The sequence below is a fragment of the Stomatobaculum longum genome (assembly GCA_000242235.1).
Classification (GTDB): domain Bacteria; phylum Bacillota; class Clostridia; order Lachnospirales; family Lachnospiraceae; genus Moryella; species Moryella longum.
This window is the reverse complement of the sequence record JH590862.1, coordinates 474,669-494,523: the sequence shown is the minus strand read 5'-3', so window position 1 is coordinate 494,523 and position 19,855 is coordinate 474,669. Positions and strand designations below refer to the sequence as shown.

Annotated in this window: 22 protein-coding genes, 1 pseudogene and 1 other annotated feature (1 of these 24 running past the window's edge); of the genes and pseudogenes, 21 read left to right on the top strand and 2 right to left on the bottom strand. The window is 53.5% G+C overall.

Translation table 11 applies throughout. The annotated features are described in order from the left end of the window. Window positions 1–129 (top strand) — a sequence feature (ribosomal protein L10 leader region); it begins 6 nt to the left of the window's first position. Window positions 130–152: 23 nt separating this feature from the next. The 6 genes from rplJ to HMPREF9623_RS05205 all read left to right on the top strand — a co-directional run bounded on the left by rplJ (window position 153) and on the right by HMPREF9623_RS05205 (window position 4,681). Further along, a complete protein-coding gene (gene rplJ / locus HMPREF9623_RS05230; RefSeq protein WP_009532859.1) occupies window positions 153–659 on the top strand; it encodes a 50S ribosomal protein L10 in 507 nt (168 codons plus the stop codon). Window positions 660–717: 58 nt separating this feature from the next. Next, the gene (rplL, locus tag HMPREF9623_RS05225) at window positions 718–1,095 is read left to right on the top strand and encodes a 50S ribosomal protein L7/L12 (protein WP_009532858.1); all 378 of its coding nucleotides are present in this window, start codon (window positions 718–720) and stop codon (window positions 1,093–1,095) included. A gap of 279 nt (window positions 1,096–1,374) precedes the next feature. After that, the gene (locus tag HMPREF9623_RS05220) at window positions 1,375–3,057 is read left to right on the top strand and encodes a phospho-sugar mutase (RefSeq protein ID WP_009532857.1); all 1,683 of its coding nucleotides are present in this window, start codon (window positions 1,375–1,377) and stop codon (window positions 3,055–3,057) included. A 13-nt stretch (window positions 3,058–3,070) separates the two neighbouring features. Then, window positions 3,071–3,352, top strand: coding sequence for a glutaredoxin family protein (locus tag HMPREF9623_RS05215; protein WP_009532856.1), 282 nt, complete (start codon window positions 3,071–3,073; stop codon window positions 3,350–3,352). Then, window positions 3,352–4,017, top strand: a complete 666-nt coding sequence (locus tag HMPREF9623_RS05210) for a cytochrome c biogenesis CcdA family protein (protein WP_009532855.1) — start codon at window positions 3,352–3,354, stop codon at window positions 4,015–4,017. The genes HMPREF9623_RS05215 and HMPREF9623_RS05210 overlap by 1 nt, the downstream gene beginning before the upstream one ends. A 22-nt stretch (window positions 4,018–4,039) precedes the next feature. After that, a complete protein-coding gene (locus HMPREF9623_RS05205; protein WP_009532854.1) occupies window positions 4,040–4,681 on the top strand; it encodes a TlpA family protein disulfide reductase in 642 nt (213 codons plus the stop codon). Between the two features lie 148 nt (window positions 4,682–4,829). Here HMPREF9623_RS05205 and HMPREF9623_RS05200 read toward each other — a convergent pair whose 3' ends face one another. Beyond that, window positions 4,830–5,468 carry an HD domain-containing protein gene (locus tag HMPREF9623_RS05200; protein WP_009532853.1) on the bottom strand — a complete coding sequence of 213 codons (639 nt, stop codon included), beginning with the start codon at window positions 5,466–5,468 and terminating at the stop codon, window positions 4,830–4,832. Between the two features lie 196 nt (window positions 5,469–5,664). On the opposite strand from HMPREF9623_RS05200, the gene HMPREF9623_RS05195 reads away from it, so the two are divergent. The 5 genes from HMPREF9623_RS05195 to HMPREF9623_RS12000 all read left to right on the top strand — a co-directional run bounded on the left by HMPREF9623_RS05195 (window position 5,665) and on the right by HMPREF9623_RS12000 (window position 9,013). Next, window positions 5,665–6,528, top strand: a complete 864-nt coding sequence (locus HMPREF9623_RS05195; protein ID WP_009532852.1) for a nitroreductase family protein — start codon at window positions 5,665–5,667, stop codon at window positions 6,526–6,528. A 25-nt stretch (window positions 6,529–6,553) separates the two neighbouring features. Beyond that, on the top strand, window positions 6,554–7,369 hold the full coding sequence (locus HMPREF9623_RS05190; RefSeq protein WP_009532851.1) for a threonine/serine exporter family protein: 816 nt from the start codon (window positions 6,554–6,556) through the stop codon (window positions 7,367–7,369). Between the two features lie 33 nt (window positions 7,370–7,402). Beyond that, window positions 7,403–7,891, top strand: a complete 489-nt coding sequence (locus tag HMPREF9623_RS05185) for a threonine/serine exporter family protein (RefSeq protein WP_009532850.1) — start codon at window positions 7,403–7,405, stop codon at window positions 7,889–7,891. 170 nt (window positions 7,892–8,061) lie between these two features. Beyond that, entirely contained in the window at window positions 8,062–8,286 is a 225-nt protein-coding gene (locus tag HMPREF9623_RS05180) for a hypothetical protein (protein WP_040799534.1), read from the top strand. A gap of 112 nt (window positions 8,287–8,398) precedes the next feature. Continuing rightward, entirely contained in the window at window positions 8,399–9,013 is a 615-nt protein-coding gene (locus tag HMPREF9623_RS12000; RefSeq protein WP_009532849.1) for a hypothetical protein, read from the top strand. 94 nt (window positions 9,014–9,107) lie between these two features. Here the strand turns inward: HMPREF9623_RS12000 and HMPREF9623_RS05170 are convergent. Beyond that, window positions 9,108–9,846: pseudogene (locus HMPREF9623_RS05170) on the bottom strand (formate/nitrite transporter family protein). A gap of 281 nt (window positions 9,847–10,127) precedes the next feature. On the opposite strand from HMPREF9623_RS05170, the gene HMPREF9623_RS11995 reads away from it, so the two are divergent. From HMPREF9623_RS11995 to HMPREF9623_RS05130, 10 genes are all read left to right on the top strand, one after another. Beyond that, complete coding sequence (locus HMPREF9623_RS11995) at window positions 10,128–10,262, top strand: hypothetical protein (RefSeq protein ID WP_009532846.1); 135 nt, start codon at window positions 10,128–10,130, stop codon at window positions 10,260–10,262. Further along, on the top strand, window positions 10,259–12,004 hold the full coding sequence (locus HMPREF9623_RS05165; RefSeq protein WP_009532845.1) for an ABC transporter ATP-binding protein/permease: 1,746 nt from the start codon (window positions 10,259–10,261) through the stop codon (window positions 12,002–12,004). Before HMPREF9623_RS11995 ends, HMPREF9623_RS05165 begins: the two co-directional genes overlap by 4 nt. Continuing rightward, complete coding sequence (locus tag HMPREF9623_RS05160; protein ID WP_009532844.1) at window positions 11,997–13,694, top strand: amino acid ABC transporter ATP-binding/permease protein; 1,698 nt, start codon at window positions 11,997–11,999, stop codon at window positions 13,692–13,694. The genes HMPREF9623_RS05165 and HMPREF9623_RS05160 overlap by 8 nt, the downstream gene beginning before the upstream one ends. Before the next feature lie 144 nt (window positions 13,695–13,838). Beyond that, on the top strand, window positions 13,839–14,072 hold the full coding sequence (locus HMPREF9623_RS11470; RefSeq protein WP_009532843.1) for a hypothetical protein: 234 nt from the start codon (window positions 13,839–13,841) through the stop codon (window positions 14,070–14,072). A 156-nt stretch (window positions 14,073–14,228) separates the two neighbouring features. Continuing rightward, the gene (locus HMPREF9623_RS05155; protein WP_154646118.1) at window positions 14,229–14,702 is read left to right on the top strand and encodes a sigma-70 RNA polymerase sigma factor region 4 domain-containing protein; all 474 of its coding nucleotides are present in this window, start codon (window positions 14,229–14,231) and stop codon (window positions 14,700–14,702) included. 41 nt (window positions 14,703–14,743) lie between these two features. Next, on the top strand, window positions 14,744–14,959 hold the full coding sequence (locus HMPREF9623_RS05150) for a BhlA/UviB family holin-like peptide (RefSeq protein ID WP_009532841.1): 216 nt from the start codon (window positions 14,744–14,746) through the stop codon (window positions 14,957–14,959). A gap of 82 nt (window positions 14,960–15,041) precedes the next feature. Then, window positions 15,042–17,636 carry a peptidoglycan-binding protein gene (locus tag HMPREF9623_RS05145; protein ID WP_009532840.1) on the top strand — a complete coding sequence of 865 codons (2,595 nt, stop codon included), beginning with the start codon at window positions 15,042–15,044 and terminating at the stop codon, window positions 17,634–17,636. A 57-nt stretch (window positions 17,637–17,693) separates the two neighbouring features. Then, entirely contained in the window at window positions 17,694–18,146 is a 453-nt protein-coding gene (locus HMPREF9623_RS05140; RefSeq protein WP_009532839.1) for a hypothetical protein, read from the top strand. Window positions 18,147–18,213: 67 nt separating this feature from the next. Next, window positions 18,214–18,702 carry a hypothetical protein gene (locus HMPREF9623_RS05135; RefSeq protein WP_040799528.1) on the top strand — a complete coding sequence of 163 codons (489 nt, stop codon included), beginning with the start codon at window positions 18,214–18,216 and terminating at the stop codon, window positions 18,700–18,702. Between the two features lie 32 nt (window positions 18,703–18,734). After that, window positions 18,735–19,691, top strand: a complete 957-nt coding sequence (locus HMPREF9623_RS05130) for a hypothetical protein (RefSeq protein ID WP_009532836.1) — start codon at window positions 18,735–18,737, stop codon at window positions 19,689–19,691. The last annotated feature ends 164 nt before the right edge of the window (window positions 19,692–19,855 follow it).

Genomic DNA, 19,855 nt, shown 5'->3' with positions numbered 1-19,855 from the left:
AGAATACTCTTGCCGAAGACAGCGGACGCCAATGGCGTAAGGAACTCTTGTCCGCCGAGGAGGATGTTCACATCTGTGAATATTACGAACTCGTCTGTCGTGCGGCAGGCGGGTTCTTTTGTTTTGCAAGTACGGAAGAAGGAGGAAACGAGATGAGAGATTCTAAGATCGACCAGAAGCAGCCGGTCGTGAAGGAAATCGCTGCGCTCTTAGACGGCGCAAGCTCTGCAGTGGTCGTTGACTACCGCGGCCTCACGGTCGAGCAGGATACCCAGCTCAGAAAGCAGCTGAGAGAAGCCGGCGTGGTCTATAAGGTCTATAAGAACACGATGGTCCGCATCGCTGCAAAGGGCACGGACTTCGAGAAGTTCGACGCTTATCTGGAGGGACCGACGGCGCTTGCGGTCAGCAAGGACGACGCAACGGTTGCTGCCAGAGTGCTCGCGAAGTTTGCGAAGACCGCTCCGAAGCTTGAGATCAAGGGCGGTATCGTCGAGGGCGCTGCTTATGACGCAAAGGGAATGGCTGCGATCGCAGCGGTTCCGTCGAGAGAGGAGCTGCTCGGCAGACTCTTCGGCAGCATGCAGAGCCCGATCACGAACTTTGCACGCGTCATCAAGCAGATCGCAGAGAAGGACGCTGCACCGGCTGCGGAGTAAGCCGCAGGTTCCAGAAGTATTATCAAACATTTATTCCACGATATAGGAGGATACAGAGATGGCAAAGTTAAGCACGCAGGAATTCATTGACGCGTTGAAGGAGCTCTCCGTTCTCGAGCTGAACGAGCTTGTTAAGGCTTGCGAGGAGGAGTTTGGTGTTTCCGCAGCAGCGGGTGTTGTTGTCGCAGGTCCGGCAGCGGGCGGCGCAGCGGCTGAAGAGGAGAAGTCCGAGTTTGATGTCGAGCTCACCGAGGTCGGCGCAAACAAGGTTAAGGTCATCAAGGTTGTCCGTGAGGCAACTTCCCTTGGTCTGAAGGAGGCAAAGGAGCTGGTTGACGGCGCACCGAAGATGGTGAAGACCGGCATCTCCAAGGAAGAGGCTGAGGCTTTGAAGAAGTCCCTCGAGGAAGTCGGCGCAAAGGTCACCCTGAAGTAAGACTTGCTTTTTTGAAGAGCGGGGCAGAAATGACTCGCTCTTTTTTTGTGCGCGGAAGGCGGCAGAGTCCGGTTTTTGAGAGCTTGGCCGAAGGGCAGTCTGTAAGATCCGAATAAAGCCCTGCACCCACAGATGCGGTGCCCGCAAGACAGGGGGAGACCGCAAAATTAGGCACAGCTTGCAGAAGTGCGTGGAATCGAGTATTCTAAATACAGAGTCTGCCGTTCAAACGGCGGCTCAAAATGACAGCGCAAAAGGTGAGAAAGGCAGGGTATCCGAATGTATCGGGACGAGTACAGTCGTTGGTGCAAGGCAGAGCTGGTTGATTTTGACTTAAAGAGAGAACTCACGGAAATTGCGGGAGATGAGGATGCGATTCGCGAGCGCTTTGCCGCGAGCTTAAGCTTCGGTACGGCGGGACTTCGCGGAACGCTCGGTGTCGGGACAAATCGTATGAATATCTGGGTGGTGCGTCAGGCAACCCAGGGCATCGCGGACTGGGTGAAGACGAAGGGCGGCAGCCAGACGGTCGCCATCAGCTATGACAGCCGCCTGAAAGGCTGGAATTTTGCGCGCGACGCAGCTTCCGTGCTCGCGGCAAACGGCATTCAGGTGCGCCTCTACGACGAGCTCATGCCGGTTCCGGCGCTCTCGTTTGCGACGCGCTACTACAACTGCAACGCGGGCATCATGATTACGGCGTCCCACAACCCGGCAAAGTACAACGGCTACAAGGCCTACGGTGCGGACGGCTGCCAGGTCACGGATGAGGATGCCGCTGTCGTCTACGCGGCAATTCAGAAGACCGATGTGCTCGGCGGCGCGAAGTTCATGAGCTTTGCGGAGGGCGTTGAGAAGGGGCTGATCCGTTTTGTCGGCGACGACTGCAAGGAAGCTTTCTATGCGGCGGTCGAGTCCCGTCAGGTTCGCCCGGGCATCTGCAAGACGGCAGGATTAAGGCTCGTCTACTCGCCGCTGAACGGAACCGGTCTCGTGCCGGTGACGCGTGTCCTGAAAGACATCGGCGTTGAGGATGTGACGATAGTCAAAGAACAGGAGTATCCGAACGGCTACTTCACGACCTGCCCCTATCCGAACCCCGAGATTTTTGAGGCGCTCGCGAAGGGACTTGCGCTCGCAAAGGAGACCGGCGCGGACTTAATGCTCGCGACGGATCCGGATGCGGACCGCGTCGGCATTGCGATGCGGACGCCGGACGGCGAGTACGAACTCGTGAGCGGCAATGAGATGGGCGTATTGCTGCTCGACTACATTGCGGCGGGCAGAAAAGAAGCCGGCACCATGCCGGAGCGGCCGGTTGCGGTCAAGTCGGTGGTTTCGACTCAGCTCGCGGACAAGGTCGCAGAGCACTACGGCGTGGAACTTCGCAGCGTGCTCACGGGCTTCAAGTGGATCGGCGATCAGATTCACAGACTGGAGAGCAAGAATGAGGCGGAGCGCTTCATCTTCGGCTTCGAGGAGAGCTACGGCTATCTCGCAGGCACCTATGTCCGCGACAAGGACGCTGTCGTCGCGAGTATGCTGATCTGTGAGATGGCGGCTTACTACCGGAGTATCGGTTCTTCGATCAAGGCACGCCTCGAGGAGATTTACGAGACCTACGGTCACTATCTGAACGCGGTCGACAGCTTTGAGTTCCCGGGTCTCTCCGGCATGGAGAAGATGAGCGGCATCATGGAGGCGCTTCGCAAGAATCCGCCGAAGGAACTCGCGGGCTATGCGGTCACCAAGGTCACGGACTTTGAGCAGGCGGAGACGACGGGTCTGCCGCGCGCCAATATTCTCTTGTTTGCGCTGGAGAACGGCGAAACGGTCATTGTACGTCCGTCCGGCACCGAGCCGAAGATCAAGACTTACTTCACGACGAAGGGCAAGGGCATGGACGAGGCCAAGAAGGAAAAGGAGAAGCTGGCGGCAGCGATGAAGCCGCTGCTCGCCTGACGGAAAGGAAGTTATGGCAAAAGAAATTTTACTCTTTACCCGCGATGACTGCGGGTATTGCGCGAAGGCGCACAAGGGCATTCGTGAGCTGATGGAGGAAAATCCGGTTTACAAGACCCTTCACATCCGGGAGGTCGAAGAGACCAGAGAGCCGGAATTCATTGAGAAATTCGATTACTATGCGGTGCCGACCCTCTATCTGGGCGGCGTGAAGAAGTTCGAGGCCCATATCGGCATGGGTTACGATGAAATCAAGACCGCTGTGAAGCGCGTCTTCGACGAAGCACTCGACTGATGCAATATCTGATTTCATTCCTAGAGGGCATGATCACCTTCATCTCTCCCTGCCTCCTGCCGCTCCTGCCGGTCTATGTGAGCTATTTTGCGGGCGGCGGTGAGCGGAGTCTCGGAAAGACGCTTCGGAATGCGGCCGGTTTTGTGCTCGGCTTCAGTCTCGTTTTTATGGCGATGGGGGCGCTTGCGGGAACGGTCGGCGGCTTTCTCGGACAACACAGGACAGCGGTCAATCTGATTTCGGGTGTGATCGTGATTGTCTTCGGACTCAATTTTCTCGGTGTGCTCCGCTTTCAGCTGTTTCGGGGCGGGGCGCGGAGTCTCGGTACCACAGAGCTCGGCTTCTTTTCTTCGATGCTCTTTGGTGCAATCTTCTCAATCGGCTGGACACCCTGCGTCGGCGTGTTCCTCGGCTCGGCGCTCGCGCTTGCCTCGCAGAGTGGGCATGCGGGCGAGGGGGTACGCATGTTGCTCGCCTATTCGCTGGGTCTCGGTGTACCGTTTTTACTCAGCGCTGCGCTGATTGACAGGTTGAAAGAGAGCTTCGCGATCATTAAATCGCACTACGGCATCATTAACCGCGTGAGCGGCGTCTTTCTGATTCTGGTCGGCATCCTGATGGCGACCGGCACCATGGGACGCCTGTTGGTTTTGCTCACGCCCTGAACGGATAGTAAGGAAATACTGCATGAAGAAAAAAACAACATGGATTCTGGCACTGGTGCTTTTGGTTCTTCTGGTGGGCGCTGGCACGCTTTACCGGAAACTCGCCGCAAAGCAGGCGGGTTCCCAACTGCAGGCGGAGGCCGAGAGTACGACGGCTGCCGAGAGTCCGGCGGCTGAGGGACAGGACAGCATTGCGTCCAAGGCGGGCGCGGAGAGCACCGCGGAGGAGAGCAGTGAGGCGCTGACGGCGGCACCGGATTTTACGGTGCAGGAGGCTGACGGCACAGTGCACAAGCTCTCGGAGTACAAGGGTAAGCCGATTGTCCTGAACTTCTGGGCGAGCTGGTGCGGCCCCTGCCGCGCGGAGATGCCGGAGTTCAATGAGGTCTACAAGGAGCGCGGCACAGAGGTTCAGTTCCTCATGGTCAATCTGACCGACGGCAACCGCGAGACCGTGAAGAGCGCCTCGGACTTTGTCACGGCACAGGGCTACAGCCTGCCGATTCTTTACGATACGGCACAGGACGCGGCGAGAACCTACGGTGTGTTTTCGATTCCCTGCACCTACTTTATCGATGCGAACGGCATGATGACCGCGCAGGCGCGCGGCGCCATCGACAAAGATACCCTGTTGCACGGTATCGAAATGATTACAACGAAATAAGAAAAACGGGATGTGCTTTCGCACATCCCGTTTTTTTGTCCGGTCTTCCGTAGGTTTTCCCAAAGACACCCCCCCGCAGTGCCGACTTCTGCCGACATTGCGAGGTTTTCTGCCATCTCTTTTTGTCCGATAACGCTTATTCTATCACTCAAAGATCCCGCTCAAGCAGAGCGCGAATCGAGTTCATCACGGAATACATTTGATAATTTAAGAGGAACAGCGCGTCGCGGTCGCGGTGAAAGTGCTGCTTGGCGTAGTCGAGCAGCGGAATCACGGCGCGCTCGGTCTCATCGATATAATCGAGCAGCTTTTCCCGCGAAAAGCCGTAGGCCATGTAGGAGAGATTGTTGCAACGATCCAGTAACTTCGTCAGAACCGCAGTGCGGTTGCCGGGAATCCGCGCAAAGTAGCTGTCCCGCGCGCGTGCGTGCGGCACCCCGGGTTCCGGAAAGAAGGTGAGACGGCGCACGGCTTCCTGTACGGCTGCGTTGACCGGAAGTTCTTCCGGCAGCAAATGGCAATCCTCACAGGTGTCGTGGAGCAGAGCCGTGGCAATCAGCTCATCTTCCGCGAGGCCCAGGGACAAGGCGTGGCAGGCCATCGTCAGCGGGTGGATAATGTAGGGAAGCTTGGCCGGTCCCTTGCGCCGCTGTCCGGCGTGACAGCGCTCCGCAAAGAGCAGAGCTTTCGGTGTCTCCTGAAAATCAAAGCGCGCGGCAGCTTCCATGACTTGGGTTCTAAGCTCCGCGACTTGTATGAAGTGTTCATAGGACATGGTAGTATTCATGACAACTCCTTCTATGGACGGTTCATCATACGCAGCAATTCTATTGTCGGCTCTTTTGTCTGTGAAATCAAGCAGAGCCTGCATTTTCGGCGAAATGTTAAGAAAGACAGAGTGAAATACAGTTTGTTTTGCCATTTTGCAAAGCGGTGCAAATCTGTGTATAATGAGAGAAAGTAAAAGGCAACGGAGGTTTACTATGAATTATGAAGCACTGATTGAAGAGAGACAGTCGCTGCGCTCGTTTGAGCAGAAGGAAGTTCCGGCGGCTGCATTGCAGGAAGTAGAGCGTTATTTCGGAGAGACGGCCCGCATTTTACCGGAGCTTGACCTAGCGCTGCACTGCGCAGCCGGCATCGGCACGGGACTTGAGGGCATCGCAGGTTACGGCGGCAATGCTTTCCATGCGCCGCTTTACCTCATGGTGCTCTCGGAGGAAAAGGAAGGCTGGCTTGAAAACGCAGGCTTTGTGAGCGAGCAACTTCTGTTGAAGCTCACGGAGCTCGGCATTTCCGCCTGCTGGCTCACCTTGACCGATGAGGCGGCGACCAAGCGTGCGCTCGGCATTGAGAGTGACAAGAAAGCGGCGGCCCTGCTTGCGGTCGGCTATGCGAGAGCGGAGCGGGCGGAGAAGCGCTTGGACATCGACACCCCCGCGAATGTAAAGGTGGACATGCGTGCGGGTCACATTGCCCCGAAGATTTCCGAGCAGGCACTCTTCTTTGAGGAGAAGTTCGGACAGGAGGCAAGTTTTGTCGAGGATCAGTTTGACCCGGTGCTGGACAAGGCGCTCTATGCGGCGAGCCTTGCGCCGAGTTTCCACAACCGTCAGGCCTATCGCTACCTGCAGGCGGGACGCGATCTCTACCTGCTCGACGGCGCCGACGAGAAGACCACGGAAGAGGATAGACAGCTGAGCCTCGGCGCGACCATGGCGAACTTCTGGCTGGTCTATTCCAATTACAATCCGGCTGCTGCCCGCTGGGAGATCGGCGGAGAGGCAAGCGCAGAGATGCAGCTTCCGGCAGAGTACCGCGTTGCGGCAAAGCTTCGCCTCTACTAAATATCAATAAGGCTGGGAACATTTTATGGGACTGACAACGTCGCCTCTCGTCAACGGAGGCCAATGGACAGACGACAACAGCGCGCGCCACAGCGCGCTTCTGCACCGCCTCCTGGACATCGGAGAACTTCTGATGGCGAGCGGCGCTGAGGTAAATCGCGTCGAAGATACTTTGACCCGCATGGGGAAAGCGTACGGCGCATCCCATATGAATGTATTTGTGATCACCACGAGCATCGTCATCACGATGATTTTTCCTGACGGCACGGAGCGAACCCAGACCCGTCGCATCCGGAACGGCGGTTCGACCGACTTCACGTTGCTCGAGGATCTGAATGCGCTGAGCCGCCGCTGTTGCAGGCAGCCCCTGCCCATTGAAGATCTGAAGGAACGGCTTGACGCCATTCGCTCGGAGCCGCACTCGGATTTTCTCTATTATGCGGGCAATGTGGTCGGCGTCGGCAGTTTTACGGCCTTCTTCGCGGGAACAACATCCGATGTGATTGCGGCGAGTATACTCGGGCTGATTGTCTCGGCGATGCGAAAGCGTCTCGGGAAAATCACGCCGACACCGGTCATCGACAACTTTGTCGGATCTTTCCTGACGGGGTGCCTGCTCGGCGGAACCGTGCGGGCGCTACCCTTCCTCCACATGGATGCGATTATGATCGGAGAGGTCATGCTCTTTGTACCGGGCATTGCGATGACCAATGCGGTGCGCGATGTCCTGTCGGGCGATACCATGGCGGGCATGATGCGCCTTCTTGAGAGTCTGCTCTGGACAGTCGCGCTGGCCTGCGGTTTCATGGCAAGCCTGGCTCTGATCAACATGCTCTCCTGAATATGACATGATGAAAATAGGAGAGAGCAGCGTATGAGTGAGGCGATGCGCACGGTGGTCATTCAGCTTCTGTCGGCCTTCATGGGGGCGGGAAGCTTTGCGATTTTATTTCAGTTGAAACGGAAGTATCTCTTTATCGCGGCGCTCGGCGGCGCGCTGGAGTGGGGCGTGTATTTGTTACTCATGAAGCTCATCGGCGCGGTGTTTCCGGCAAGCTTTCTCGCCTCGGCTTTCACCGCACTCTATGCGGAGCTATTGGCGAGATGGCAGCGGGCGCCGGTGACCATTTTCTTTATTTCCGGCATCATCCCCCTGGTGCCGGGAAGCAGCCTCTACTACACGATGAGCGCGATTGTGCACGGTGACAGCGAGGCAGCAAGCTACTACAGTTCCAGAACAATCCAGTATGCGTTCGCGATTGCGGCCGGCATCTCCGTGATCACGGCGGTCTTTGAGATGTGGCGCACGCTGAAGGCAAAGTTAAAAAAAGAAACGCGCCGGAATCGGCAGAAAAACCTATAAAACAAAGAACCCCACAATGCAAGTAACAAGCGTTGCGGGGTTCTTATCTTCTTTGAAACAGGACGAAGGGTGGACAAACAGAGTTGGTAAAAAGCGCTTCAAAGCCTTGTCATACAAGGCTTCTCTCTGCTTACATCCTTCTTGAAACAGTATGTTTGGAGGAAAATGTCATGAAGCATGCAATCTATCTTTCTTATAATGGGCTTTTTATGAAATGCAGGAAAACAGTGCCGCTGACTTTTTTCCGCTTAGTTTCCTTTTTGCAGTTGCGGAGATATGCCTATCGCGAAAGAGCGGGAAGGACACGGGCAATTTCTGCTGAAACCAAGATCAAAAAGAACAAAGCATCTGAAAGAGACGGGTTGATAGTAAAGACAAAAATAAGCGTATTGTAAAAATATTGAAATTATAGTATCATAAAAAACGGCAACAAGATTTCGATTCAAGAGATTCATTCTGTGTATTGGTGACAGCGAGAAGAGAACTGTGAACAGGAGGAGAATCGGGATGAAGAGAAAATTGGCTACGGTACTGGCTGCAATGCTGCTGAGCGCTGCAATGGCGCTTCCGACCTTCGCTGCGGGATGGCAGCGGGATGGCAGAGGCTGGTGGTATCAGTATGCGGACGGGCACTACGCCGCGGGCCAATGGGAACAAATGCAGGGGAGCTGGTACTACTTTGACGCGGACGGGTATATGGCGACCGGCTGGCGGCAGATTGACGGCAAATGGTATTACCTGAGTTCGTCCGGGGAGATGCTCCGCAATACAACCACGCCGGACGGCTATCGGGTCGGCATCGACGGCAGTCTGCCCGATGATGCCGGGAATGAGACCATCGCCGGAACCTGGCATTATGTCTGTGAGATTTCGCAGACGGATGATGAGAGTCAGTACCGCCTCAAGACACATAGAGCGGACGACGTGCCGGAATCTCTGACTTTCCGCGTGGAGGGCAATGTTGCTGTGCGTGATAACGGGGAGGTCTATACGAAGGACGGCGTGTACTATATACGCAACCGGAGCCACGGCTCCGGAACCATTCTCCAAGTAGAAGAGGGTACGCTGTACCTCGGCGCTGTGACCAATGGCGAGATGGCGCTCTACATTTACAACAGATAACAAAAAGCAGATGACAAAACGCAGGCAATAAAATCCCCGCAGCGACCGGCAGGCAGCTGCGGGGATTTTTGCGTAAACAGGCAGAGAACTGTGTTCAGCGCTTTCTCGAAGCGATGTAATAGGGCAGCGCCACGAAGACCGCACCGCCGATGATGTTGCCGAGGGTGACCGCCGCGAGGTTAAAAATCCAGCCGCCGAGGCTCACAGCCTGCCCCGCGGGGACTAAAAGCGCCGAGGTGAGCAGGGTCATGTTGGCAATGCTGTGCTCAAAGCCGGTTGTGATGAAGGCGAAGAGACACCAGAAGCACATGAGAATCTTGGCGCTCTCGTTTTTGACGCGAAAGCCGCACCAGACCGCAAGACATACCAGAATGTTGCAGAGGATGCCGCGCGAGACAAGCGGGACAAAACCGGCCGACATCTTGGCAAAGGCGCCCTTTGCAACGGCTTCCGCAACCGCACCGGTCTGTAAGGCCGCTCGCGTAGAAGAGCAGGGCAAGCAGTACGGAACCCGCGACATTGCCGAGCCAGCAGACACACCAGAGCTTCAGGAGCTCGGCTGCGCTTATCTTGCCTTCAAGGACACCGGCCGTCATGACCATGGTGTTGCCGGTAAAGAGTTCCGCGCCTGCAATGATTACGAGGCTTAGAGCGACACAGAAGGAAGCGCCCATCACAATCTTGGCCGCCGGGTTACCGGCCAAAAGGCCGCTCTCCGTGAAAATCAAAAGAATGCCGAAGCCGATATAAGCGCCTGCCAGCATGGACATGAGAAAATACCCCAGGGGGTTTTTCTTCAGTAAGCCGACTTTCGCAGCTGCCGCATTGGTCATTGCCAAAAATTCATCTTGGTACATGGCCTTGCCCTCCGAAAAAACAATATTTATCTGAATTGTGCGAATTTATTATAGCTTAGCGCGCGGGCTTTGTCAGCACTACAGTCTCACACAGAGTAAGGCTGCACCGACAGGGCGTACAGGAGTCTCGGAAGGCGCGCGTTCAGGGTAGAAGCGCTTGAAATGATAACATCGTCTAAACTATACTGAACTTAGTTTTATAAAACCGATTTCTTCGGAGCGGCAATCGGAGTTTGCATGCTTGAGAGGAGCAGAACATGAGGAGAGAAGCGCCTGAAAAGAAGCGGCAGGATGAGAAACGGCTCATACGCCACCCGCTCCTCTCGGTGCGGCACGCACTCACGGGCATGCAAAACAAAAACACAGGCAAAAAGGGGAGGGGAAAAGGATGATCAAAATGCGGCTCATACGGCTCCTAAAGGGGGCCGGTCAGTACGTTGTTTACCAGATACTCTGGCAGTGGCTGTCGCTCCTGGTACAGATTGTGATTGTTTGGAACATCGCGGGGCTCATCGAGGACGCCGGGAAGCAAGGAATCCGCACGGAGCGCATTCTCGTTGCGCTCGGAATTATCATACCCGGGCTTTTACTCCGTTTTGTCTGTGACCGCCTATATACCGCGGCGAGCTTTCGCGCGAGCGCGGATGTGAAGCGCATTCTCCGCGGCCGCATTTATCAAAAGATACTGCGGCTCGGCCCCTCTTACCGAGAACAAATCGGCAGCGCCGAGTTGGTACAGATGTCGGGGGAAGGCGTTGAGCAGCTCGAGACCTATTTCGGACGGTATTTAAGTCAGTTCTTTTACGCCCTGCTTGCGCCGCTCACCCTGTTCTTTGTGCTGTCCCCGATCGATCTTAGAACAGCGACCCTGCTGCTCCTCGCGGTTCCGCTGATTCCGCTGGTCATCATGCTTGTCATGCTGGTCGCAAAGCGCCTTCTGAGCCGCTATTTTGACATCTACTACGGGCTCGGGGACAGCTTTCTCGAAAAGCTGCAGGGCATGACAACGTTAAAAATTTATCAGGCCGATCGGGCGGCGGCCGATGATATGGACCGGGAGTCCGAGCGCTTCCGAAAAATTACAATGAAGGTTCTGACCATGCAGTTAAACAGTACCTCGGTCATGGACATCATCGCCTACGGCGGTGCGGCGGTCGGCATTGTGTCGGCCTTGGCCCGTTTTGCGAGCGGTGAACTCTCCCTTGCGGGGGTGCTCATGTTCATCCTGCTCGCGGCGGAATTCTTTCTGCCGATGCGCATCCTAGGCAGCTTCTTCCACATCGGCATGAACGGCATGAAGGCGAGCGACCGCATTTTTGCTTTTTTGGATCTACCGGAACCCGAGGTGGGAAAGGCAGAACTCGGCACGGGAAATATAGACATCCGCATGGAAGCGCTCAGCTTTTCCTATGAGGAGAGCCGCCCAATCTTAAAGGGCATCACGCTTGAGCTTCCCGCGCAGTCCTTTGTGTCCCTGGTCGGCGTTTCCGGCTCGGGAAAATCCACGATTGCCGGCATACTCATGGGGCGGAACAGAGGTTACGGCGGCTCGCTGCGCTTAAACGGCGAAGAGCTGAGCCGCGTTTCTACCGAGAGTCTCATGAATCACCTGACCATGGTAGGGCACGACAGCCGGTTTTTCCGCGCGAGTGTGCGGGAGAACCTCCTGCTCGCAAAGCCGGAGGCGACCGAACTTGAGATGAAAGAGGCGCTCCGGAAGGTGAATCTCCTCTCCTTTATCGAAGCGCAGGGCGGTCTCGAGATGCAGCTTGCATCGAACGGCAGCAACCTCTCGGGCGGACAAAAGCAGCGCCTTGCGCTCGCGAGGGCCCTGCTTCACGATACGCCCGTCTACATCTTTGACGAGGCCACTTCGAACATCGATGCCGAGAGCGAGGAGATGATCATGAAAGTCATACACGAGCTCACAAAGAGCAGAACCGTGCTGCTCATCTCTCACCGGCTTGCGAATGTAGTAGGCAGCGACAACATCTATATGCTAAAGGACGGTAAGATTGCGGAGGCGGGCAGCCACGCGGAATTAATGCGGCAAGCGGGGGCGTATCGGCGTCTCTTTGAGGAACAGAGTCAGCTTGAGCGCTTTGCGGGAGGGAGGCGTGACAGTCATGCATAAACGGAGATCGGATCTCGCAATCATGGGCAGCCTGACCGGGCTCGTGAAGCCCCTCACTCTCGTTATGTTAACAGGAATTCTGCTCGGCGTGCTCGGTTTTCTCTGCGCCATTTTTATCACGATACTCGGCGGCTACGGCGTGATTCAGGGGCTCGCAGCGGTCGCGGGCAGCGAAGTTCCGGGGCAGTTCACGGCGTTGTTCGGCGGCTCTTCTAAGCAACTCTTTACCGCAATCCTGGTGTTTGCGATTTTGCGCGGCGTCCTGCACTACGGCGAGCAGTATTGTAACCACTACATTGCCTTCCGCATTCTGGCCATCATCCGCCATAAGGTCTTCGCGGTTCTTAGAAAACTCTGCCCGGCAAAGCTTGAGGGCAGGGATAAGGGCAACCTGATTGCCGTCATCACGAGCGATATCGAACTTCTGGAAGTGTTCTTTGCCCACACCATATCCCCGATTGCGATTGCCGTTCTGACCTCGCTTATCATGGTGGGCTTTATCGGGGCGCAGCACAGGCTCGCCGGCGTTCTTGCCGTCCTCGCGTACGTGACGGTCGGCATAGGCCTTCCGATTCGGAACGGCAGGCGGAGCGCCGAAGCCGGTATGGCCCTTCGAAGCGAGATGGGAGAACTCAATCACTTTGTGTTGGAGAGCCTCTACGGCGTGGACGAGCTCCTGCAGTTCAATCGGGGAGAAACGAAGCTCACGGAAATGGAGCAAAGATCCGAACGGCTTTCGGGCTTTCAGAAAAAGCTGAGCGGCTTTGAGGGGTCGCAGCGCGCGCTCACCAATCTGGTCATTCAGCTCTATTCCTTCGGGATGCTCTTTTTGATGCTCTTCCTCTATCGGCGGGGTGAGGCCACGTTCTCGGGTATGCTGCTTGCGACCCTCGCGATGATGGGCTCCTTCGGTCCCGTCGTTGCGCTCTCCTCGCTCTCAAATCACTTAAACCAGACCCTGGCCTGCGGAGAGCGCGTGCTCTCGCTGCTTGAAGAGACGCCCGAGGTTGCGGAGCGAAGCGACGGGGAAAGGCCGCGCTTCGAGGGCGCAGAGTTTGATTGCGTTAGCTTTTCCTACCTGGAGGAGAAGATTTTGAGCGAGTTCTCTCTGCAAATCGAAAGAGGGAAGGTGCTCGGCATTCACGGCGCGAGCGGCTCCGGAAAATCGACACTCTTAAAGCTCCTGATGCGTTTTTGGGATGTGCGGAAGGGCGCGGTGCGAATCTCGGGGCAGGATGTGCGGGACATTCAAACCGCGGCGCTCCGAGAAATGACAAGCTATGTGACCCAGGACACCGTGCTCTTCCGCGATACAATTGCAAAGAACATAGCGGTCGCAAAGCTCGATGCGACACAGGCGGAGATTGAGGCCGCGGCGGCAAAGGCGAGCATCCATGACTTCATCATGAGCCTCCCGAAGGGCTATGAGACCGAACTCGGTGAGCTCGGCGACAGGCTCTCGGGCGGAGAAAAGCAGAGAATAGGCCTCGCAAGAGCCTTTCTCCACGAGGCCGATTTTATCCTATTGGATGAGCCGACCAGCAATCTGGACGTGCTGAACGAGGGCATTATCTTAAAATCGCTCTCAGCGGAAAAAGAAGGCAAAACCATAGTGCTGGTCTCGCATCGGCAGTCCACCCTGTCTGTTGCGGATTGCCGCTATCACATGGACAACGGGCGGATTTCGTAATTTTGTTGCCATTGTTTATGCCTTGTTTATGTGATAAGCAGACAGAGCTGAGAACAAATGTTCGAAAAAGGACTTGCCATTTGCGTGAGTTTATGCGATACTCCCAAAAGAACAAATGTTCTGCGCGCGGAAGGGGGAGGTTTTATGGAAGAATCAAAACAACTCTGGCAGGAGGTGAAGCTTCATTGCCCAAATTGCGGGCGTTACCTGCACGGAAATCTTCGAGCGGATGGCAGTGCGAGACTAAAGTGTCAGTCCTGCGGTCTTATCATTGTTCGAACGGTGAAGAGTCGGAGACGTTGTGAGTTGCAGCTTTTGGCGGTGGAAAACAAAATAGAAAAAGGAAGAGGCATGACGACGATGCGGCATGAAAACTAAGCCCGCATCAGGTCCGTGCAAGAGAACGGTGTGTTGTACCAGTATTGAGAGGCAGCCGGTAGAGTGAATACTCTGCCGGCTTTTTTGTTGTCGAAAGGAGAGATTTTGTTGCTGATTGAGATGATAAGAATGCTTCGGACGGGTAATAGCAAGGTAATGGAAGAAATTTATAAGAAGATGTATCCGCTGTTGGCTGCGGAAGCAAGCAAAACCCATTTCATGGAATATGACGATGCGATGCAAGAATATTGTTTCGCACTGTTTCTTGCTTTGCGACAGGTGCGTGAGCTTGCAACGGAAGCACAGGCATTGGCTTACTGCAAGACAGTTGTGCGTCATCATTTTTGTAAACTCTATCGCAGCTATGTGAGAAAAGGGAAAGCGGAATACGCGGAGGAAGAACTTCCGGAGAGGATATGTCATGACGGTGAGATAGAACGAATTTTATTGGAGACGGCCTTGCGAAGAGAATTACAGGGATTCACGGAAAAGAAGCGGAATATTCTGGAGGAACTATATCTTTCCGGAGAGACGGAGACAGCGGTTGCACAGAAATACGCAGTCAGTAGGCAGTATGTGAACCGCTTAAAGCGCGAGTTTCGTGTACAGGCCGAGCAGTATCTGTGCTAATTCGGGAAGAAGGAAATCAGATAAATCAGGAGGAAAATGCGTTGGAAGAAATACTGTATGGATTATTGCGGGAACAAGGTATTTGGGCAGTCTTGTTTGTTGCTCTGCTTTGCTATGTGCTCAGAAAAAATGAGGAACAGGACAAACAGGAAGCTGCGCGGGAGGCTGCATGCCAAGAGCTGTTAAAACAATTTGCGGAGGAACTGCATGCACTGCGAGAAGAAAAGGAGAAGAAGAACACAGCGAGTAGAAAATAAGAAACGGAGTTGCTTTTTTCGCTTGTCCGGGTTTCTTCTCTTATGAATTTGCAAATTCAGAAAGATGAAGGAGGACAAGAGAATGTTATTGAAGGCAGGAAGCAGTGGTGAGCAGGTCAAGGCGTTGCAGCGAGGTTTAAAGATGCTTTGCTGTTACAGTGGCACACCGGACGGAAAGTACGGAGGTGGCACGGAGGCAGCCGTTCAGAAGTTCCAGAAACAGCAGGGAATTGAAGCGGATGGTATTGTGGGAGATGAGACTTGGCGTTGCCTGGTAGAAGAGCTCTTTTCGCTTGGCACTGCGTTAAAGGAGCAAGGTTTTTATAAGGGCTATGTGAGCGGTGCGCCGAGCGTGAAACTTTATGAAGCTCTCTGTGCTTTTCAGCGGGCAAGAGGACTGCAGCCGGACGGTATGGCGGGGGCAGCAACGCGCGCCAGGTTATTTCGTTACGGAGAAAGCGGAGTATTTCCGCTCGACTTAGGCAGCAAGGGCGATTATGTGTGGAATCTACAGTACGCTCTTTTTGCGCTTTGCTGCAATCCCGGCGGAATGGACGGTGTCTATGGCAGTGCAACGGCAGAAGCGGTTCGAAAGTACCGGAAGCGCTATGGTTTCCCGGACAATGGAGTTGTTGACAGTACACTGTTTGAGCACAGCAAAGAAAAAATTCGGCGGATTCAGCGCGCACTTCGTGAAAAGGGATATCCGACTGCCGCAGAGGAAGGTTACGCGGATGCCAATCTGATTGAACAGATTCGTGCGTATCAGAAGCAGAATTGGCTTACGGCGGATGGTCAGGTGGGACCCGCTACGGAAGAGTTGCTGTTCGGAGCTGTTCAGGGGGATGCGCTGGATTCGCTGCCGCTTAAGCGGAAATCGCGGGGCGAACGTGTACAGAACCTGCAGTATGCGCTTCGAATGCTCTGTATCGATCCGAATGGCACAGATGGAATCTTTGGAGGCGGCACCGAGGCAGCAGTCAAGAAGTATCAGAAGAGAAGTCAGCTTGCGGAGAGCGGCGTGGTGGATACCGCACTCTGGGGAAGATTGAGTGCGGAGATCAAGCCGCTGCAGGAGGCGCTGCGCAACAAGGGATACAGCTGTCGCGCAGACGGAGTGGCAGACACAGCTTGTTATCAGGCGGTGCTGGATTTTCAGCGCAAGCATGCACTCAGTGCCGACGGTATGATCGGAAAAGGAACAAAAACCCTGTTATTTGGCGATGCGAATGCAGGGGGAACTTTAAGCGCAGTGCTTCGCGAGGGAAGCAGCGGTTCGCTGACGCGTTATCTTCAGCAGCTGCTCGCAGAGCAAAATTACGCAGTGACTGTGGACGGTGTTTTTGGATCGGAGATGAAGCGTGCAGTTGAAAATTTCCAGCAGAAACATGGGCTTACATCGGATGGAATTTTTGGTGCACAAAGTTGGAAAAAACTGTTCGAGGTAAGAAGCAAATTGGCGCTTTTCAGCGATACAATGCGCTTTGTACAGGCAGCTGAGATTGAGCTTCAGCTTGGGTTTGCCGAGGACTATGAGAACAATATTACGCCCTATGGGGAGTGGTACGGTTTAAACGGAGAGTCTTGGTGTGCGATGTTCGTGAGCTACTGCGCTTATCGGGCGAACATGCTGCCGGTGTTTGTACCGCGCTTTGCCTACTGCCCGGACGGCGTAAACTACTATCGCAAGATGAAGCGCTACTATAAAAGGGACAGCGGTTATATCCCGAAAGTGGGAGATGTTATCTTCTTCTATAATTACAGGAAGGGGCGAGTAGCACATACCGGGATTGTGGTAGAGGGGGATGCACGCGGTATTTTCGTTATCGATGGCAATGGGATCGAAAATAGCGTGAGAAAGTCCTGGCATTCTCTGAAAGAGGATACGATTGATGGATATGGTGACAACGGAGGAAAACCAGTATATGGAAGTTTAATCACAGAACTGGAAGCGCAGGAAAAGGCGGATCAGCTGGCCCTTGAATTTGTAAAAGGGGTTGTGGTTTCGCCGGAATTGGTTCAAAAACTGGAGAGTTGGGGGCTTGACAAGGATGTCTTCCTTTATCAAAATGTGGATAGTAAGCTTAGCGTTAAAGTCAGCAGAGGGGCTTCGTGGTATCTTTCCTGTGATGAAAATGCGAGTTTAGATATCTCGTCAGATGGTGTGGAAATGACTAGTCGGCTAGGACCGATTTCTTTGAGCTTTGGTGGACTGGATGCTGGAACGAGATCGAAGTTGTCGAGTTTATCATTGGAGCTTGAGGGAGTACCCGGAAGAATTGAAATATCAGCGGAGGGAGCTTGGTTAAAGGTATCTCTTGTTTTTGAAAAGGCTTTCCGTATTGCAGAGAATATGGATTTCAATTTCTCAGTCGGATTGACATTATGGGTACACCCCGACACAACAAATTTACCGCCGGCAGTTTCCATGGAGGCCTATGAGGCTACTATCTATAATATCAGGACTTTACAGGGAACAGTGCGATACGAAGGGAACCCGGCCGTGTTGATAGCGAGCGCAGGTGTTCTAGCAGTCGTTTTACTGGTAGTAGTCGTACAGAATGCTGAGGCTTCAGAGGCGGTGACAGAAATGATGATGGAAAAGGTTGTGGAGACTCATGAGAGGGTGATAAATGAGCTTCCGCAGGTGAAGAAATATTTGGAGCAAGCAGCTTGATAACAGAAGCAAGGACAGTAAAGCTGTTCTTGCTTCTGTTTTTTATTGAGGGCTGATATGAACGATAAAATAGTTGTTCCAAAGCTGGAAAAGGGGCGCCTGATGGAATATTTCTGGGCGGTGAGAAAAATGCCGTTATTTCAGCGTCTTGATAAAATAACGGGAATCGCATTGCTTTCTGTGATTGTTATGCGAAACACCAATATTCTGAAAAGCGAATATTGGAATTTTCTTTTGGAATTCAGCGGACTTATTTTTTTCGTTCAGTGGTTGCTTCGAGTGGAACAAGTGACGAAGCTATTGCAGGCCGATGACGAAAAGTTTCTCCTTTCAAAGGAGGGGTTTCTAATGCGAGAAGGCATGCGGACTTGGAAAAATAAACGCTTGCTGGTGCGGAAGGATTATGCGACGATTGTATCGGAAACGAGTAGCTATTTTGTTTTTTCCGTGAGGGATATGCCAGATGAACAGTTGCAGCAGCTCATACAATGGGTTTCGGAGGGGAAGTAGCAATGGAAGAGCAAGTGAATCAAATTGAGATTCCCAACAGACCGCTTAGCGGAAATCAGCAGCTGAATTGGCGGGAGATTCGTACATTTCGCTTTTGGTGTCTGCTTCAAAAAACTTTGCCTGGGGGCTGTTTTTGATTCTGCCGTTTTCTGTTCTGATTTCCGGGTATTATATGGCGATAGCGAAAACCCATGCGCATCATCTGTTTGCCTTTCTGCTGCATGGGGCTAGCATCGGATTGATTTTTGAATATGCGATGACAATCATACGGACTGTGATTTGGGATGTTCGGGATATGCGGGAGTGTAGCTATACAGAGGAAACGATAGCGGATTTGGAAATGCTCTATGAAGGAAGGACGGCACTCTGTTTGGATGCGGATGACTGGGAATCCGCTCGATGGATTCGAGGCAGAAACGGATATGTGCTAAAACTGAAGAGAAAAGTTCCGAGACCTTTTGAACAGCGGGAATTGCAGTATTGGTTTTATAAGACGCAGCTTGACGAAGCGGAGGCAGGTGAAATTCAGAAATTTGTCAATACAGTCAATTGCTGAGATGCGAAAAGCTGGGGGGAGGAAAGCATAGGATGCAAAGCATCATTACGGTAGAGTACGAAAACGTCGAGGAAGCGCTGCGTTGTATACGATGGGCGGCAGGAAAAACACGCTTGTCTCTGGCAAAGCATTGGAGTAGCTGCCTGATTGCGGGACTCGGAATTGTGGGTTTTTTGGGGTCTTTGGCAGATACAGACCGAGCACAAATGTTTTGTGTTTTGATGGGCTTCGGTTTCATCGGCTTGCTTCTTCGAGCCATTCAGCGGAGACTCAAAAACAGCGATGAGATGCTGAAGCGAATACTTCAAATAGAGGGGATACGGCTGATTCTATACGAGAAGGGAATTCTATCCGATACCGGAAAGCGAAGCTGGCGGGGCGTTAAGTTGCTTGTCGGGAAAGAAACAGTAGCGCTTATGAGTTCCGTGCAAGTCTACCTGGCTATACCGAAGGCAGAATTGACGGACGAACAGCTTGCGCAGATTCGTGGCTGGATTCAAGCTGCAAAGAAATTAAGGCAAGCGGAAGAGAGACGAGAAAATCAAGAGGATATTTGCTGGGGAGAGGTCAAGAGGATGTGTTTCCTCGGGTTTATCCATTTGGGGATTCCGGTCCTTGCGCTGTCTTTTTTACTGGTCTTGGCATTGATTGTTCTGGTTTTATTTCACAGTATGTCGGCTATGGTTTGGCGTGCACCGATGGGTGTTTGTCTGGGAATGATACTTCTTGGGATTACAATGATAGCAGAGGCGGCTCTGTATCGATGCATATGGTTCGTTGATGAAGAAAGAAAAAGGGATCCGAATGCACCGGAAATGAAGCTCTATTGGGAAAGATTTCTGAAAAAGGAAATTTCGGAAGCAAGCGCGAAGGAACTGCTATCGAATTATGACGACATCCGCACCATACGCTGTAAACACGGAAAGATTATCATATTCGGCACCCGCCGGTTTGTGGTTCTGTATCGGAACAGCACGCGGGGGCTCTGAGTAATAAGCAATGTCAAAGGGGATGCTTGGACGGTACATGTTGAGAGAGGCAGAGCGTAGGCTCTGCCTCTCTCTGTTTCTGTCTTGACATAAGACCGCAAATTGCTCGAAAAAAAGTGCAAGCCCGAAGCACAGTAAGAATCGAAAACCATATAAATAAGGAA

What these genes read in the sequence shown, in the direction of transcription:
- rplJ (WP_009532859.1), top strand. Translation starts at nt 153, where the DNA reads ATGAGAGATTCTAAGATCGACCAGAAGCAGCCGGTCGTGAAGGAAATC.
- rplL (WP_009532858.1), top strand. Translation starts at nt 718, where the DNA reads ATGGCAAAGTTAAGCACGCAGGAATTCATTGACGCGTTGAAGGAGCTC.
- HMPREF9623_RS05220 (WP_009532857.1), top strand. Translation starts at nt 1,375, where the DNA reads ATGTATCGGGACGAGTACAGTCGTTGGTGCAAGGCAGAGCTGGTTGAT.
- HMPREF9623_RS05215 (WP_009532856.1), top strand. Translation starts at nt 3,071, where the DNA reads ATGGCAAAAGAAATTTTACTCTTTACCCGCGATGACTGCGGGTATTGC.
- HMPREF9623_RS05210 (WP_009532855.1), top strand. Translation starts at nt 3,352, where the DNA reads ATGCAATATCTGATTTCATTCCTAGAGGGCATGATCACCTTCATCTCT.
- HMPREF9623_RS05205 (WP_009532854.1), top strand. Translation starts at nt 4,040, where the DNA reads ATGAAGAAAAAAACAACATGGATTCTGGCACTGGTGCTTTTGGTTCTT.
- HMPREF9623_RS05200 (WP_009532853.1), bottom strand. Translation starts at nt 5,468, where the DNA reads ATGAATACTACCATGTCCTATGAACACTTCATACAAGTCGCGGAGCTT.
- HMPREF9623_RS05195 (WP_009532852.1), top strand. Translation starts at nt 5,665, where the DNA reads ATGAATTATGAAGCACTGATTGAAGAGAGACAGTCGCTGCGCTCGTTT.
- HMPREF9623_RS05190 (WP_009532851.1), top strand. Translation starts at nt 6,554, where the DNA reads ATGGGACTGACAACGTCGCCTCTCGTCAACGGAGGCCAATGGACAGAC.
- HMPREF9623_RS05185 (WP_009532850.1), top strand. Translation starts at nt 7,403, where the DNA reads ATGAGTGAGGCGATGCGCACGGTGGTCATTCAGCTTCTGTCGGCCTTC.
- HMPREF9623_RS05180 (WP_040799534.1), top strand. Translation starts at nt 8,062, where the DNA reads ATGAAGCATGCAATCTATCTTTCTTATAATGGGCTTTTTATGAAATGC.
- HMPREF9623_RS12000 (WP_009532849.1), top strand. Translation starts at nt 8,399, where the DNA reads ATGAAGAGAAAATTGGCTACGGTACTGGCTGCAATGCTGCTGAGCGCT.
- HMPREF9623_RS11995 (WP_009532846.1), top strand. Translation starts at nt 10,128, where the DNA reads ATGAGGAGAGAAGCGCCTGAAAAGAAGCGGCAGGATGAGAAACGGCTC.
- HMPREF9623_RS05165 (WP_009532845.1), top strand. Translation starts at nt 10,259, where the DNA reads ATGATCAAAATGCGGCTCATACGGCTCCTAAAGGGGGCCGGTCAGTAC.
- HMPREF9623_RS05160 (WP_009532844.1), top strand. Translation starts at nt 11,997, where the DNA reads ATGCATAAACGGAGATCGGATCTCGCAATCATGGGCAGCCTGACCGGG.
- HMPREF9623_RS11470 (WP_009532843.1), top strand. Translation starts at nt 13,839, where the DNA reads ATGGAAGAATCAAAACAACTCTGGCAGGAGGTGAAGCTTCATTGCCCA.
- HMPREF9623_RS05155 (WP_154646118.1), top strand. Translation starts at nt 14,229, where the DNA reads ATGGAAGAAATTTATAAGAAGATGTATCCGCTGTTGGCTGCGGAAGCA.
- HMPREF9623_RS05145 (WP_009532840.1), top strand. Translation starts at nt 15,042, where the DNA reads ATGTTATTGAAGGCAGGAAGCAGTGGTGAGCAGGTCAAGGCGTTGCAG.
- HMPREF9623_RS05140 (WP_009532839.1), top strand. Translation starts at nt 17,694, where the DNA reads ATGAACGATAAAATAGTTGTTCCAAAGCTGGAAAAGGGGCGCCTGATG.
- HMPREF9623_RS05130 (WP_009532836.1), top strand. Translation starts at nt 18,735, where the DNA reads ATGCAAAGCATCATTACGGTAGAGTACGAAAACGTCGAGGAAGCGCTG.